This window comes from Pseudomonas sp. MAG733B (assembly GCF_036884845.1).
Taxonomy (GTDB): domain Bacteria; phylum Pseudomonadota; class Gammaproteobacteria; order Pseudomonadales; family Pseudomonadaceae; genus Aquipseudomonas.
The window spans coordinates 2,798,186-2,810,762 of sequence record NZ_CP145732.1; the positions used below are offsets into that span (position 1 = coordinate 2,798,186).

15 protein-coding genes and 1 pseudogene are annotated in these 12,577 nt (G+C 58.7%); 13 read left to right on the plus strand and 3 right to left on the minus strand.

The features are described 5' to 3' along the window. The first annotated feature begins 47 nt into the window (after nt 1–47). From V6Z53_RS12970 to V6Z53_RS12995, 6 genes and pseudogenes are all read left to right on the plus strand, one after another. Nucleotides 48–1,601: a sugar ABC transporter ATP-binding protein gene (locus V6Z53_RS12970; protein ID WP_338585904.1), complete on the plus strand. Its 1,554-nt coding sequence runs from the start codon at nt 48–50 to the stop codon at nt 1,599–1,601. After that, on the plus strand, nt 1,598–2,575 hold the full coding sequence (locus V6Z53_RS12975) for an ABC transporter permease (protein ID WP_338585905.1): 978 nt from the start codon (nt 1,598–1,600) through the stop codon (nt 2,573–2,575). The genes V6Z53_RS12970 and V6Z53_RS12975 overlap by 4 nt, the downstream gene beginning before the upstream one ends. Before the next feature lie 3 nt (nt 2,576–2,578). Next, nucleotides 2,579–3,598, plus strand: a complete 1,020-nt coding sequence (locus V6Z53_RS12980; protein ID WP_338585906.1) for a LacI family DNA-binding transcriptional regulator — start codon at nt 2,579–2,581, stop codon at nt 3,596–3,598. 41 nt (nt 3,599–3,639) lie between these two features. Continuing rightward, complete coding sequence (rbsK, locus tag V6Z53_RS12985; RefSeq protein WP_338585907.1) at nt 3,640–4,557, plus strand: ribokinase; 918 nt, start codon at nt 3,640–3,642, stop codon at nt 4,555–4,557. Further along, complete coding sequence (gene rbsD / locus V6Z53_RS12990; protein ID WP_338585908.1) at nt 4,554–4,958, plus strand: D-ribose pyranase; 405 nt, start codon at nt 4,554–4,556, stop codon at nt 4,956–4,958. Before rbsK ends, rbsD begins: the two co-directional genes overlap by 4 nt. An 8-nt stretch (nt 4,959–4,966) precedes the next feature. Beyond that, nucleotides 4,967–5,908, plus strand: a pseudogene (locus V6Z53_RS12995) (nucleoside hydrolase); the annotation flags it as partial. Nucleotides 5,909–5,927: 19 nt separating this feature from the next. Here V6Z53_RS12995 and V6Z53_RS13000 read toward each other — a convergent pair. Beyond that, nucleotides 5,928–6,134 carry a hypothetical protein gene (locus V6Z53_RS13000; protein WP_338585909.1) on the minus strand — a complete coding sequence of 69 codons (207 nt, stop codon included), beginning with the start codon at nt 6,132–6,134 and terminating at the stop codon, nt 5,928–5,930. Nucleotides 6,135–6,266: 132 nt separating this feature from the next. Here V6Z53_RS13000 and V6Z53_RS13005 point away from each other — a divergent pair, with 132 nt between their 5' ends. Together V6Z53_RS13005 and V6Z53_RS13010 are read left to right on the plus strand one after the other, a co-directional pair. Then, nucleotides 6,267–6,572, plus strand: coding sequence for a hypothetical protein (locus V6Z53_RS13005; RefSeq protein ID WP_338585910.1), 306 nt, complete (start codon nt 6,267–6,269; stop codon nt 6,570–6,572). A 167-nt stretch (nt 6,573–6,739) separates the two neighbouring features. Continuing rightward, a complete protein-coding gene (locus V6Z53_RS13010; protein ID WP_338585911.1) occupies nt 6,740–7,060 on the plus strand; it encodes an I78 family peptidase inhibitor in 321 nt (106 codons plus the stop codon). Nucleotides 7,061–7,131: 71 nt separating this feature from the next. Here V6Z53_RS13010 and V6Z53_RS13015 read toward each other — a convergent pair whose 3' ends face one another. Further along, nucleotides 7,132–7,344 carry a cold-shock protein gene (locus tag V6Z53_RS13015; RefSeq protein WP_003179963.1) on the minus strand — a complete coding sequence of 71 codons (213 nt, stop codon included), beginning with the start codon at nt 7,342–7,344 and terminating at the stop codon, nt 7,132–7,134. Between the two features lie 292 nt (nt 7,345–7,636). Beyond that, a complete protein-coding gene (locus V6Z53_RS13020; RefSeq protein ID WP_338585912.1) occupies nt 7,637–7,939 on the minus strand; it encodes a hypothetical protein in 303 nt (100 codons plus the stop codon). Between the two features lie 376 nt (nt 7,940–8,315). Between V6Z53_RS13020 and thrS the strand changes: the two genes are divergently transcribed. The 5 genes from thrS (at nt 8,316) to pheS (ending at nt 12,555) form a co-directional block, all read left to right on the plus strand. Beyond that, nucleotides 8,316–10,238, plus strand: coding sequence for a threonine--tRNA ligase (thrS, locus tag V6Z53_RS13025; protein ID WP_338585913.1), 1,923 nt, complete (start codon nt 8,316–8,318; stop codon nt 10,236–10,238). After that, nucleotides 10,238–10,789 (plus strand): translation initiation factor IF-3, encoded by a 552-nt coding sequence (infC, locus tag V6Z53_RS13030; RefSeq protein ID WP_176469887.1) that lies wholly within the window; start codon nt 10,238–10,240, stop codon nt 10,787–10,789. The genes thrS and infC overlap by 1 nt, the downstream gene beginning before the upstream one ends. Nucleotides 10,790–10,849: 60 nt before the next feature. Next, nucleotides 10,850–11,044 carry a 50S ribosomal protein L35 gene (gene rpmI, locus V6Z53_RS13035; protein WP_002553160.1) on the plus strand — a complete coding sequence of 65 codons (195 nt, stop codon included), beginning with the start codon at nt 10,850–10,852 and terminating at the stop codon, nt 11,042–11,044. Between the two features lie 28 nt (nt 11,045–11,072). Further along, nucleotides 11,073–11,429 carry a 50S ribosomal protein L20 gene (gene rplT, locus V6Z53_RS13040; protein WP_007905879.1) on the plus strand — a complete coding sequence of 119 codons (357 nt, stop codon included), beginning with the start codon at nt 11,073–11,075 and terminating at the stop codon, nt 11,427–11,429. 109 nt (nt 11,430–11,538) lie between these two features. Beyond that, nucleotides 11,539–12,555, plus strand: a complete 1,017-nt coding sequence (pheS, locus tag V6Z53_RS13045; protein ID WP_338585915.1) for a phenylalanine--tRNA ligase subunit alpha — start codon at nt 11,539–11,541, stop codon at nt 12,553–12,555. The last annotated feature ends 22 nt before the right edge of the window (nt 12,556–12,577 follow it).

Here is a 12,577-nt window from a genome sequence, read left to right on the forward strand (position 1 = left end):
CGACACAATGGTGCTCGCCCGTCCGGGCGAGCGCATGGAGAGTTTTTATGTCCGTTCGCGACCCGAACGCTGTCCTCACGGTCAGTGGCATCGGCAAGACCTACGCCCAACCGGTCCTGACCGGCATCGACCTGACGCTCATGCGCGGTGAAGTGCTGGCGCTGACCGGTGAGAACGGCGCGGGCAAAAGCACGCTGTCGAAGATCATTGGTGGGCTGGTCACGCCGACCACTGGCCAGATGCAATTCCAGGGGCAGGATTACCGACCGGGCAGCCGCACTCAGGCGGAAGACCTCGGCATCCGCATGGTCATGCAGGAACTCAATCTGCTGCCGACCTTGTCGGTGGCGGAAAACCTGTTTCTCGACAACTTGCCCAGCAACGGCGGCTGGATCAGTCGCAAGCAACTGCGCAAAGCAGCGATCGAAGCCATGGCTCAGGTCGGCCTCGATGCGATCGATCCGGACACCCTGGTCGGCGAACTGGGCATCGGTCACCAGCAAATGGTCGAGATCGCCCGCAACCTGATCGGCGATTGCCACGTACTGATCCTCGACGAACCGACGGCCATGCTCACAACCCGTGAAGTCGAGATGCTGTTTGAACAGATCACTCGCTTGCAAGCTCGCGGCGTGTCGATCATCTACATTTCCCATCGCCTCGAAGAGTTGGCGCGGGTTGCCCAGCGCATTGCGGTATTGCGCGACGGCAATCTGGTGTGCGTCGAGCCGATGGCCAATTACAACAGCGAGCAACTGGTCACGTTGATGGTCGGTCGTGAGCTAGGCGAACACATCGACATGGGCCCGCGCAAGATCGGCGCTGCGGCGTTGACGGTGACGGGCCTGACCCGTGCCGACAAGGTTCGTGACGTGTCCTTCGAAGTGCGCGCCGGCGAGATCTTCGGCATTTCCGGCCTGATCGGAGCAGGGCGCACCGAGTTGCTGCGGCTGATCTTCGGCGCCGATACCGCAGACAGCGGCACAGTGGCGCTGGGTTCGCCGGCGCAAGTCGTCAGCATTCGATCCCCGGTCGACGCAGTCGCTCACGGCATTGCCCTGATCACCGAAGACCGCAAGGGTGAAGGCTTGCTGTTGACGCAATCGATCGGCGCCAACATCGCGCTGGGCAACATGCCGCGTATTTCGAGTAGCGGGTTCGTCAATCCAGGCGACGAAGCGTCCCTGGCCCAGCGTCAGATCGACGCCATGCGCATCCGCAGTTCCGGCCCGGCGCAATTGGTGTCCGAGCTGTCCGGTGGCAATCAGCAGAAAGTGGTGATCGGCCGTTGGCTGGAGCGCGACTGCTCGGTGCTGTTGTTCGATGAGCCGACTCGCGGTATCGACGTCGGCGCCAAGTTCGACATTTATGCGTTGCTCGGTGAACTGACCCGCCAGGGCAAAGCGCTGGTGGTGGTCTCCAGTGACCTGCGCGAATTGATGCTGATCTGCGACCGCATCGGCGTGCTCTCGGCCGGACGGCTGATCGACACCTTCGAGCGCGACAGCTGGACCCAGGATGACTTGCTTGCCGCCGCTTTTGCCGGCTACCAAAAACGTGATGCGCTGCTCAACGAAGCCGCGCCTAGGGATCTTCCATGAAAACCGTATCTTCGCCCGGCAAACGCAGTGGCAACTTTTATGGCCTCGGCACTTACCTGGGCCTGGCCGGTGCGTTGCTGGCGATGGTCGTGCTGTTCTCGGCCCTGAGCAGCCACTTCCTGTCCTACGACACTTTCAGCACCTTGGCCAACCAGATTCCGGACCTGATGGTCCTGGCGGTCGGCATGACCTTTGTGTTGATCATCGGCGGCATCGACCTGTCGGTGGGCTCGGTGCTGGCGCTCGCCGCCTCGACGGTCAGCGTGGCGATTCTCGGCTGGGGCTGGAGCGTCCTGCCCGCGGCGTTGCTTGGCATGGCGGCGGCCGCACTCGCGGGGACCATCACCGGTTCGATCACCGTGGCGTGGCGCATTCCATCGTTCATCGTGTCCCTCGGCGTGCTGGAAATGGCTCGCGGTGTGGCGTATCAGATGACAGGTTCCCGCACGGCGTACATTGGTGATGCCTTCGCCTGGTTGTCCAATCCGATCGCCTTCGGGATTTCGCCATCGTTTATCATCGCCTTGTTGATCATCTTCATCGCCCAGGCTGTGTTGACCCGTACCGTGTTCGGTCGCTACCTGATCGGCATCGGCACCAACGAAGAAGCGGTACGGCTGGCGGGGATCAATCCCAAGCCCTACAAGATCCTGGTGTTCAGCCTGATGGGATTGCTGGCGGGTATCGCCGCGCTGTTTCAGATTTCGCGCCTGGAAGCGGCCGACCCGAATGCCGGCTCCGGCCTGGAACTGCAAGTGATTGCTGCCGTGGTTATCGGCGGCACCAGCCTGATGGGCGGTCGCGGTTCGGTCATCAGTACGTTTTTCGGGGTGTTGATCATTTCCGTGTTGGCGGCCGGTCTGGCGCAGATTGGCGCATCCGAGCCGACCAAGCGCATCATCACCGGCGCGGTGATCGTCGTCGCGGTGGTGCTCGATACCTATCGCAGTCAGCGCGCAAGCCGGCGGACCTGAGTCATGGCAACGATCAAAGATGTGGCGGCACTCGCAGGGATTTCCTACACCACGGTTTCCCACGTGGTGAACAAGACCCGGCCGGTCAGCGAAGAAGTGCGGATCAAGGTCGAGGCGGCCATCAAGACCCTCGACTACGTCCCCAGCGCGGTGGCCCGGTCGCTCAAGGCCAAAACCACGGCGACCATCGGTTTGCTGGTGCCCAACAGCCTCAACCCGTACTTCGCCGAACTGGCCCGGGGCATCGAAGATTACTGCGAGCGCAATGGCTATTGCGTGATCCTCTGCAACTCCGACGATAACCCGGACAAGCAGCGCAGCTACCTGCGCGTGTTGCTCGAAAAACGCATCGACGGGCTGATCGTCGCCTCGGCGGGCGGCGATAGCGGGTTGGCGCAGGGCTTGTCGAACGTACGCACGCCGATGGTGATTGTCGACCGCGGACTGGACGGTGTCGATGCAGACCTGGTGCGCATCGATCACGAATACGGTGCCTACCTGGCCACCCGGCATCTGCTTGAGTTGGGGCATCGGGACATCGCCACCATCAGCGGCCCGGCGACGACGAGCGTGGCGCAAATGCGTCTGGCCGGATTTTGCCGGGCCCTGAAACAAGCGGGCATCGAAGTGCCGAGTGAGCGCATGCTTGAAAGCGATTTCACCAGCACCGGCGGCTACAACGCCGCGGCGATCCTGCTGGAGCGCAACCCGCCCAGCGCGATCTTCGCCGCCAACGACATGATCGGCATCGGTGTGCTTCGAGCCGCTGCCGAGCGCAATGTCCGTGTGCCCAGCGAGTTGTCGGTGATCGGCTTCGACGATATCCAGATGAGTCGCTACGTCTATCCGGCGTTGACTACCGTGGGGCAGTCGATCCTGCAGCTGGGCGAGATGGCGGCTGAAGTGTTGTTGCGCCGGATCGCCACGCCGGCTCTGGCCACCGAACAAAGGATCGTGACGCCCAGCATCGTCATGCGCGAATCGACCGCGCCATTGGCCGGCGTATTTGCGCAATTCCGTTAAATCAAAAGCGTCGCTGAAACCGAATGAATGAGTAGCAATGTATGTCAGCAAAAGTAGTGGTAATTGGCAGCCTCAACATGGACCTGGTCACTCGGGCGCCACGGCTGCCACGTGGTGGTGAGACGCTGATCGGCGAGTCGTTTGCCACGGTTTCCGGTGGCAAGGGCGCCAATCAGGCAGTGGCGGCCGCGCGGCTGGGTGCGCAAGTATCGATGGTCGGCTGTGTGGGCAGCGATGCCTACGGCAAAGAGCTGCGTGAGGCGTTGTTGGCCGAGCAGATCGATTGTCAGGCGGTCAGCACCGTGGAAGGTTCCAGCGGCGTGGCGTTGATTGTGGTCGACGACAACAGTCAGAACGCAATCGTGATCGTTGCCGGTGCCAACGGCGCGTTGACGCCTGCGTTGATCGGCTGCTTCGATTCGGTCCTGCAGGCCGCCGATGTGATCATTTGTCAGCTGGAAGTGCCGGACGCCACGGTGGGTCACGCGCTCAAGCGCAGTCGCGAACTGGGCAAGACTGTGATCCTCAATCCGGCCCCGGCCAGCCGTCCATTGCCGGCGGACTGGTACGCGAATATCGACTACCTGATTCCCAACGAGAGCGAAGCCTCGGCATTGAGTGGTTTGCCGGTGGACTCTCGGCAAACGGCGGAAATCGCCGCAACCCGGCTGATCGAGATGGGCGCGGGCAAGGTGATCATCACACTCGGTGCTCAGGGTTCGCTGTTCGCCGATGGAAAAGGTTTTGAACACTTCCCTGCACCGACCGTGAAGGCGGTCGACACCACGGCGGCCGGCGATACCTTCGTCGGCGGTTTTGCTGCCGCGCTGGCGGGCGGCAAGAGCGAGGCCGAGGCGATTCGCTTCGGTCAGGTCGCTGCGGCGCTGTCGGTCACCCGAGCTGGCGCGCAACCGTCGATTCCCTCCCTTTGCGAAGTACAGGCGTTCAAGCCAGCATGAAAAAGACTCCGTTGCTCAACGTTGCACTGTCGCGACTGATCGCCTCGCTTGGTCATGGCGACAAAGTGGTGATCGGCGATGCGGGCCTGCCGGTACCGCCAGGGGTCGAACTGATCGACCTAGCGCTGACCCACGGCATTCCGGATTTCATCAGCACCCTGAAGGTGGTGCTCAGCGAAATGCAGGTCGAAAGCCATGTGCTGGCCCAGGAAATCCTTGAGAAAAAACCATCGGCACTGTCGACCCTGGACGAACTGAATGCCGAGGGGGCACTGGGGCAGCGTGAGTTACTCAGCCACGAACAATTCAAGGTTCTCAGCCGACAGGCCCGGGCGATCGTGCGCACTGGCGAATGCCAGCCGTACTGCAACATCGTGCTGGTTGCCGGGGTAACGTTTTGATCGGGCCGGAACAGATCGACCTGATCATCGACACCGACCCCGGTGCCGACGATGTGGTGGCGTTGCTGTTTGCGTTGGCATCACCCGATGAGTTCAACGTCCGTGCGTTGACCACTGTTGCCGGTAACGTGCGCCTGGACAAGACCTCGCGAAACGCGCGGCTGGCGCGCGAATGGGCGGGGCGCGAGGACGTTCCGGTGTATGCCGGGGCGCCGAAGCCGATGATGCGCACGCCGATCTATGCCGAGGACATCCATGGCAAGGAAGGCCTGTCCGGTGTCGCCGTGTACGAACCGAAGGCAGGCCTGGCCGAGGCCAATGCCATCGACTACCTGATCGATACGCTGATGGCCGCCACGCCCCGCAGCATCACCCTTGCCATTCTCGGACCACAGACCAACCTGGCCCTGGCGCTGATCCAGCAGCCTGGAATCGTTCAGGGCATCAAGGAAGTGGTGATCATGGGCGGGGCGCACTTCAACGGCGGCAACATCACGCCAGTGGCCGAGTTCAACGTGTTCGCCGATCCGCACGCGGCCGAGGTGGTGCTCAAGAGCGGATTGAAGCTGATCTATCTGTCTCTGGATGCGACCCACAAGATCCTCACCAGTGACGAGCGCCTGAAGCAGATAGCTGCGTTGAACAACCGTGCCAGCAAGCTAGTAGTCGATATTCTGAATGACTACATCAAGGCCGATATGGAGCACTACGACATCCCCGGTGGCCCGGTGCACGACGCCGCCGTCATCGCCTGGCTGCTCAGGCCGCAGCTGTTCAGCGGGCGCGAGGTCAATGTGGTGATCGACAGTCGCGAAGGCCCGACCTTCGGCCAGACCATCGTCGACTGGCATGACCGTCTCAAAGCGCCCAGAAATGCGTTCTGGGTAAACGACGGCGACGCGCAGGGCTTTTTCGATCTGCTGACCGAGCGGCTGGGTCGTTTGAAGTAAGTCTCACAGACCCAGGCTTTCACGCCGAGTCAGTTGCACTCTTGTGGTCTGCCAGGTGCTTCTCGAACACCTGTTCGATGAAGGACTGGGCTGCCTCAGTTCCCAAGTCTCGAACCAGCAGATCGATGCCGATGATTGCAAGCTCTTCCGTCGTGCCCGGGCTGTAAGAGCTATGGCCGTCCTGCCACTTTGCTTTGATGTCGGCGTCGATACTTACAGTGGTCATGATGGCGCTCGTGCGGTCGGGGAAGTCTGAGCCTCGAGTTAACCATTTTGCGGCGCGTTTGGCACTCCGACTTAGGCATGAGTGAAGGGCTATGCGACACTTGGTCTTTGATGGATTTTCAAGGATTGTGCTGTGCAGATCGATTTGAACACTCCCGACGGCTTGACCCTTGAAGCCGTGCGCCAACTGTTGGCGGCGGCCAGCGACGATGAGCATACGCAGTTGCGTGTGACCAAGGGCGGCATCGCCTATATTTCATCGGGTGTCGTGGGCGGCACCGATATCGATGGCTTGTTGTTCCGTCTGGAAACCTGGGCCAAGGGCTCCGGTTATGTTGGGCGGGTCGCGGCCAGCGATGAAGTCTGGGTCATGCAGATCTTCAATGCGCTGAAGCAGAACTGGCCACGTCCGGCTTTCGATTACATCGACGTGTATTGAGCACCGTTCATATTCAGTCACGATTGAAGGGTGAAGGGCAGGGCGATGCTCAGGCAAACTTGCCGTTTGTCCGAGGCGAAGGGCAGGGCGCTCGGGCTCCCTGTGAAACCAAACGCCGGATTGGCGGTCGCACGATCTCAGCTTAACTCTCGAAAATAGGAGGCTTCATGCCTTGGAAGCTCGCGTCATTGGGTACTTTGTTGGCCGTTTCCCTGCTGGCGGGTTGCAGCACTGCCACCACCGAGTCGGCAACTGACCCTGTAACGACGACTGACACAGGTCACAGCCGTTGCGAGGCCAAAGCGGCCGAATTCACCATCGGCAAACAGGCTTCACCCGAGTTGCTGGAGCAGGCGCGTACCCGTGCCGGTGCGCAGAACGCGCGATTCCTGCAGCCGACCGACATGGTGACGCTGGAGTACCGCTCCGATCGTCTGAACCTCAACACGGATGCCAATCGGGTCGTCACTCGCGTCAACTGCGGCTGATCGCTCAGGCTTTTACGACGCCCACAAAAAACCCCGTCACATGGACGGGGTTTTTTTAGTGCGCCTGGAAATTACTCTGGGCGAACTTGAGCAGCTTGCATACCCTTTTGGCCTTTCTCAGCCACGAAGGAAACGGTTTGGCCTTCTTTCAGGCTTTTGAAACCGTCGCTTTCGATAGCTTTGAAGTGTACGAACAGGTCGTCACCGCCACCTTGAGGAGTGATGAAGCCGAAGCCTTTTTCATCGTTGAACCATTTAACGGTGCCGGTTTGGCGATTAGACATGGTGTATCTCCAAGAAACATATATTTTCAGTAGTACTGTGCTGCTCAGGCCAACTGGGCACACCGGGGTATCATAGTCGAAATGTTCGCTTTGGGAGCCCCCCACAGGTGCTGTTTGCCCTACAGTCGCACATTCTTTGTTGCCTGATATGGCTGAAAGCCCCGTTTTAAAAGGCTTTCAGCCGAAAGTAAAGACGATAAAAAAAGCTGCAAAACCTGCGTAATTTGTCGAAAAAAGTGTTTTTCAGCGGTTTTTCACCGGTTGAAAGCGCATTTTTTACGTGGTTTCAGGCTTATTTTTTCGCCGGATTGTTGGCCTTGCACTTGGAAATCTGGGTCAGGGCCTGTTGCTTCAGCGAGTCGCTGGCCGTGTTGTCCATCAAGGACTGAAGGTCCTTGGCCGGGTACGATTTGATCGCGTCGGCACCGCAAGCACAGTGGGATTTGGCACCAGCTGCGCCGATCTGCGGAGTGGCCGCTTCGGTGCACTGAGCCATATACTTCTCTCGCTCACCCTTCGGCCATTCGGCGTGGGCGGCCAGTGGCAGCAACAGGACGATGGGGGCGACTACAGCGAATAAACGATTCAGACGCATGCCGGGATGCTCCTTTTTGGGGTCAGTGTCTTGTTATCTGAGGGGTAAAGCGGGGATCAAGTTCATCACTCTGGCACAAAAACGCCGGATTTGCCCTGGCAGAAAACCTGCGCACCGCCACGACCGTTCATCTGTGCTAGCATGCCTCGCTCGGGCGCTTGCAGGCGCCGGTCGACCTTCAGTCCCGGCTGCGGCGAATGCCCGAATAATCCTGATTTGAATCCCAGTCACTCTGGTTCGATTTTCCGGTTGGCCGAAAGGCTCCTGCCGCTGTAAGGCAGGCGTTCGTCATTGAATGGCCTGGATCGGATCTTGTACTGGCTCATCCCAACCCACGTGACCTTTGGTAGGGGTCACCACTAGGAGAGGAGGCGCCATGCCAACTATTACTCTTCCCGACGGCAGTCAACGTTCATTCGATCACCCGGTTTCCATCGCCGAGGTCGCCGCATCCATTGGTGCCGGTTTGGCCAAGGCCACCGTGGCCGGCAAGGTCAATGGCAAACTGGCTGACGCCAGCGACATCATCGACAGCGACGCTACGCTTCAAATCATTACGCCAAAGGATGAAGAGGGGCTGGAGATCATTCGCCACTCTTGCGCTCACCTGGTTGGCCATGCGGTCAAGCAGCTGTATCCGACCGCCAAAATGGTCATCGGCCCGGTCATCGACGAAGGCTTCTATTACGACATCGCCTTCGAGCGTCCTTTCACTCCGGACGACCTGGCGGCCATCGAACAGCGCATGCAGCAGCTGATCGAGAAAGATTACGACGTGATCAAGAAAGTCACTCCGCGCGCCGAAGTGATCGAAGTGTTCAAGGCCCGTGGCGAAGACTACAAGTTGCGCCTGGTCGAGGACATGCCGAACGAACAGGCCATGGGCCTGTACTATCACGAAGAATACGTCGACATGTGCCGCGGTCCGCACGTGCCGAACACGCGTTTCCTGAAATCCTTCAAGCTGACCAAGCTGTCCGGCGCCTACTGGCGCGGCGATGCCAAGAACGAGCAGTTGCAGCGCGTTTACGGCACCGCTTGGGCTGACAAGAAGCAGCTGGCGGCCTACATCCAGCGCATCGAGGAAGCCGAGAAGCGCGATCACCGCAAGATCGGCAAACGCCTGGGCCTGTTCCACACCCAGGAAGAGTCGCCGGGCATGGTGTTCTGGCACCCGAACGGCTGGACTCTGTACCAGGTGCTCGAGCAGTACATGCGCAAGGTTCAGCGCGACAACGGCTACCTTGAGATCAAGACGCCTCAGGTCGTTGACCGCAGCCTGTGGGAGAAATCCGGGCACTGGGCCAACTACGCCGACAACATGTTCACCACCCAGTCGGAAAACCGCGACTACGCCATCAAGCCAATGAACTGCCCTTGCCACGTGCAGGTGTTCAATCAGGGCCTGAAAAGCTACCGCGAGTTGCCGATGCGTCTGGCCGAATTCGGTGCCTGCCACCGTAACGAGCCATCGGGTGCGCTGCACGGCATCATGCGCGTGCGTGCATTCACTCAGGATGACGCCCACATCTTCTGCACCGAAGAGCAGATGCAGGCCGAATCCGCGGCGTTCATCAAGCTGACCATGGACGTTTACGCCGACTTCGGCTTCAAAGATGTCGAGATGAAGCTGTCCACTCGTCCGGAAAAACGCGTCGGTTCCGACGAGTTGTGGGATCGAGCCGAAGCTGCATTGGCTGCAGCCCTTGATAGCGCTGGCCTGCCGTACGATCTGCAGCCGGGCGAGGGTGCGTTCTACGGTCCGAAGATCGAGTTCTCGCTGAAAGATTGCCTTGGTCGCGTCTGGCAGTGTGGTACCCTGCAGCTCGATTTTAACCTGCCTGTCCGTCTGGGAGCCGAATACGTCTCCGAAGACAACAGTCGCAAGCACCCGGTGATGTTGCACCGGGCGATCCTGGGCTCCTTCGAACGTTTCGTCGGAATCCTGATCGAGCACTACGAGGGTGCATTCCCCGCGTGGCTGGCTCCGACCCAGGCAGTGATCATGAATATCACTGATAAACAGGCCGATTTTGCCGCCGAGGTTGAAAAAACCCTCAACGAAAGCGGATTTCGTGCCAAGTCTGACTTGAGAAATGAAAAGATCGGCTTTAAAATCCGCGAGCATACTTTGCTCAAGGTTCCTTATCTCTTGGTTATCGGAGATCGGGAAGTCGAGATGCAGACTGTCGCTGTGCGTACTCGTGAAGGTGCTGACCTGGGCTCGATGCCCGTCGCCCAGTTCGCTGAGTTTCTCGCGCAAGCGGTTTCCCGGCGTGGTCGCCCAGATTCGGAGTAATTACTATTAAGCGTGAAATGAGACAAGATAAACGAGCTGCACCGAAAGCCCCGATCAACGAGAATATCTCGGCACGCGAGGTTCGGTTAATTGGGGCTGAAGGTGAACAGCTTGGGATTGTGTCAATTGAAGACGCGCTTCTTAAGGCTGAAGAGGCCAAACTGGATCTGGTGGAGATTTCCGCCGATGCAGTACCCCCTGTTTGCAAACTGATGGACTACGGCAAATCGATCTTCGAGAAGAAGAAGCAGGTTGCCGCGGCCAAGAAAAACCAGAAGCAGATTCAGGTAAAAGAAATCAAGTTTCGTCCAGGGACGGAGGAAGGGGATTACCAGGTAAAACTGCGCAACCTGGTACGTTTCCTGAGTGACGGGGACAGGGCCAAGGTATCCTTGCGATTCCGCGGCCGTGAGATGGCCCACCAGGAGCTGGGGATGGAACTCCTCAAGCGAGTTGAAGGTGACTTGCTCGAGTACGGTTCGGTCGAACAGCATCCTAAGATGGAAGGACGCCAGCTGATTATGGTCATCGCCCCGAAAAAGAAGAAGTAATCAACAGGGCACGGCAGGCCTTCTGATTATGTTTATCAACTGAATGCGGAGTATCCGAACATGCCAAAAATGAAGACCAAAAGTGGTGCTGCTAAGCGGTTTCTGAAAACTGCTAACGGTATCAAGCACAAGCACGCTTTCAAGAGCCACATCCTGACCAAAATGTCGACCAAGCGTAAGCGTCAACTGCGCGGTAGCAGCTTGCTGCATCCGTCTGACGTGGCAAAAGTCGAGCGCATGCTGCGCCTTCGTTAATTTTAGTCAAGAATAGAGGAAGTAACTCATGGCTCGTGTAAAGCGTGGCGTCATTGCCCGTAAGCGTCACAAAAAAATTCTGAAACTTGCTAAAGGCTACTACGGCGCACGCTCGCGCGTATTCCGTGTTGCCAAGCAAGCGGTAATCAAGGCAGGCCAATACGCCTACCGTGACCGTCGTCAGAAAAAACGTCAGTTCCGCGCTCTGTGGATCGCTCGTATCAACGCTGGTGCTCGTATCAACGGTCTGTCCTACAGCCGTTTCATCGCCGGCCTGAAAAAAGCGTCCATCGAGATCGACCGTAAGGTTCTGGCTGATCTGGCAGTGAACGAAAAAGCGGCGTTTGCTGCGATTGTCGAGAAAGCTAAAGCCACCTTGGCTTAAGTACCCCCGACAGTCACCCGGCCTCACCTCCGTGGGGCCAGGTGTTAAACGTCATAAATAGGGGAAGAGCCTTCAAGCTCTTCCCCTATTTTGTATCTGGAGTCTGTACATGGAAAACCTGGATGCGCTCGTCTCTCAAGCACTAGAGGCTGTGCAAAGCGCTGAAGATATCAATGCCCTGGAGCAAATCCGGGTTCACTACCTTGGCAAGAAAGGTGAATTGACTCAGGTGATGAAGACCCTGGGGAATTTGCCGGCAGAAGAGCGTCCGCAAGTCGGTGCGCTGATCAACGTTGCCAAGGAACGTGTCACAGACGCTCTCAATGCGCGCAAGGCGTTGTTTGAAGAGGCCGACCTGGCCGCCAAACTGTCCGCCGAGTCCATTGACGTGACCCTGCCGGGCCGCGGTCAGACCTCCGGTGGTCTGCATCCGGTTACCCGCACTCTGGAACGTATCGAACAATTCTTCACCCACATCGGCTACGGCATCGCCGAAGGCCCTGAGGTCGAAGACGATTATCACAACTTCGAAGCGCTCAACATCCCAGGCCATCACCCGGCCCGGTCGATGCATGACACCTTCTATTTCAATGCCAACATGTTGCTGCGCACCCATACCTCGCCGGTACAGGTCCGCACCATGGAGTCGAAGCAGCCGCCGATCCGCATCGTCTGCCCAGGCCGCGTATACCGTAGCGACTCGGATATCACCCATTCGCCGATGTTCCACCAGGTCGAAGGCCTGCTGGTTGATCGCGACATCAATTTCGCCGATCTCAAAGGCACCATCGAAGAATTCCTGCGTGTGTTCTTCGAAAAAGAACTGGCTGTGCGTTTCCGCCCTTCGTACTTCCCGTTCACCGAGCCATCCGCTGAAGTCGACATGGAATGCGTGATGTGCAGCGGTAAAGGCTGCCGCGTCTGCAAGCAGACTGGCTGGCTGGAAGTCATGGGCTGCGGCATGGTTCACCCGAACGTGCTGCGCATGTCCGGCATCGATCCGGAAGAGTTCTCCGGCTTTGCTTTCGGCATGGGCGTTGAGCGTCTGGCCATGCTGCGTTACGGCGTGAACGACTTGCGTCTGTTCTTCGACAACGACTTGCGGTTCCTCGCGCAATTTCGCTAGTCGTAACGAATTCTTAGGAGAG

What these genes read in the sequence shown, in the direction of transcription:
- V6Z53_RS12975 (WP_338585905.1), top strand. Translation starts at nt 1,598, where the DNA reads ATGAAAACCGTATCTTCGCCCGGCAAACGCAGTGGCAACTTTTATGGC.
- rbsD (WP_338585908.1), top strand. Translation starts at nt 4,554, where the DNA reads ATGAAAAAGACTCCGTTGCTCAACGTTGCACTGTCGCGACTGATCGCC.
- rplT (WP_007905879.1), top strand. Translation starts at nt 11,073, where the DNA reads ATGGCTCGTGTAAAGCGTGGCGTCATTGCCCGTAAGCGTCACAAAAAA.
- thrS (WP_338585913.1), top strand. Translation starts at nt 8,316, where the DNA reads ATGCCAACTATTACTCTTCCCGACGGCAGTCAACGTTCATTCGATCAC.
- V6Z53_RS12970 (WP_338585904.1), top strand. Translation starts at nt 48, where the DNA reads ATGTCCGTTCGCGACCCGAACGCTGTCCTCACGGTCAGTGGCATCGGC.
- V6Z53_RS13020 (WP_338585912.1), bottom strand. Translation starts at nt 7,939, where the DNA reads ATGCGTCTGAATCGTTTATTCGCTGTAGTCGCCCCCATCGTCCTGTTG.
- V6Z53_RS12980 (WP_338585906.1), top strand. Translation starts at nt 2,579, where the DNA reads ATGGCAACGATCAAAGATGTGGCGGCACTCGCAGGGATTTCCTACACC.
- V6Z53_RS13015 (WP_003179963.1), bottom strand. Translation starts at nt 7,344, where the DNA reads ATGTCTAATCGCCAAACCGGCACCGTTAAATGGTTCAACGATGAAAAA.
- rbsK (WP_338585907.1), top strand. Translation starts at nt 3,640, where the DNA reads ATGTCAGCAAAAGTAGTGGTAATTGGCAGCCTCAACATGGACCTGGTC.
- V6Z53_RS13010 (WP_338585911.1), top strand. Translation starts at nt 6,740, where the DNA reads ATGCCTTGGAAGCTCGCGTCATTGGGTACTTTGTTGGCCGTTTCCCTG.
- V6Z53_RS13000 (WP_338585909.1), bottom strand. Translation starts at nt 6,134, where the DNA reads ATGACCACTGTAAGTATCGACGCCGACATCAAAGCAAAGTGGCAGGAC.
- pheS (WP_338585915.1), top strand. Translation starts at nt 11,539, where the DNA reads ATGGAAAACCTGGATGCGCTCGTCTCTCAAGCACTAGAGGCTGTGCAA.
- rpmI (WP_002553160.1), top strand. Translation starts at nt 10,850, where the DNA reads ATGCCAAAAATGAAGACCAAAAGTGGTGCTGCTAAGCGGTTTCTGAAA.